The organism is Helicobacter sp. 11S02629-2, from assembly GCF_002272875.1.
In the GTDB taxonomy this organism is placed as follows: domain Bacteria; phylum Campylobacterota; class Campylobacteria; order Campylobacterales; family Helicobacteraceae; genus Helicobacter_I.
On sequence record NZ_MLAN01000041.1, the window covers coordinates 1 to 1,170 of the forward strand.

General features: G+C 34.3%; 2 protein-coding genes. Both read left to right on the top strand.

Annotated features, from left to right (window positions below; genetic code table 11):
- Positions 1 to 611: PBECR2 nuclease fold domain-containing protein (locus BKH40_RS08835; protein ID WP_257842549.1), on the top strand; the 611-nt coding region annotated here is incomplete at its 5' end.
- Between the two features lie 94 nt (positions 612 to 705).
- On the top strand, positions 706 to 1,170 hold a 465-nt coding region (locus BKH40_RS08560), incomplete at its 3' end, for a PBECR2 nuclease fold domain-containing protein (protein WP_257842550.1).

Sequence of the window (1,170 nt, forward strand, 5' to 3'; positions counted from 1 at the left end):
AAAGGAAGAGCCCTAAAATATTAAAGCAGTTTCAAAAAGGATTAGCACCTTTAGACTTTATAGACAAAAATGGCAAGGCTTATACTATAAGCCCTGAAGTTCAAAAAGAGTGGATGGATACTTTTGGCTTAAAAAATATAGAAGATACCTATATCCCTTCACAGTCAAAAGAGATAAAGAACGCATTAGAAGGCAAGGATATAAAAGTACAGCTTGGTAGCCTTAAAAAGCTAGTAAGTCAAGGTAGACAAAAGTATATCCCACAAATAAAAGAAGTACTAGAAAATCCTGAGATGATAATAAAAGATAGTAAAGAAGGCTTTTTGATGATAAAGCATCTAAAAGATGAGGACTTTTTTGTTAATGTAAGTCTGGATAAGGGTGACTACTTAGTAAGCATATCTAATGGGATAAAAGAGATAAGAAGTTTAAATAACAAAATAAGGGATGGGGGAGAAGTTGTATATACCAGTCAAGAAGCCTCAGGTCTGCTCTCGCATCGGCTTTTACAGGCTTCGCAATCCTATACCACCAACAAGACTGATATACAACAAAATGCTACTACAACTCCTAAAATTAGTCAAGAAGTAAGTAAAAAGGAAGGGCCCTAAAGTAGATGAGACTTATAAACCTTATACTTTCACTTACAAGAGTAATGATGTAAGCAAGAAAATTACAGCAAGTCCTAGCGTAGTAAAAGAATGGATAGAGACTTTAGGGCTTAAAAGACTAGAAGATGACTTTATACCTAAGCTTCCTAATGAATTGCAAGATGCACTAGGCAAAGAAGTAAGAGTAACTTTAGGTAGTTTTAAAAAGCTAGTAGGGAGAGATAGAACTAAATATATAAAAGAGCTAAGACCAACTTTAGAAAGTCCAGACATGGTATTTAAAGACATATATGGAGGGATTGTATTTGCTAAAAGAATGGATGATGCAATGTATTTTACTAGTGTTAATAAAGAGCTTGAAACATATTTTATTTCAGTGTCTAATGCACCAAAAACTAGTAACAATATACTTAATAAAGTCAAAAACGGGGCAGCGGTGATATATCAGTCCAACAAGCCCAGAGTATACTCGCCTGAAGCTTTTACAGATATCACGTCCTCAACCAACAAGACTGATATACCACAAAATGCTACTACAACTCCTAAAATTAGTCAAGAA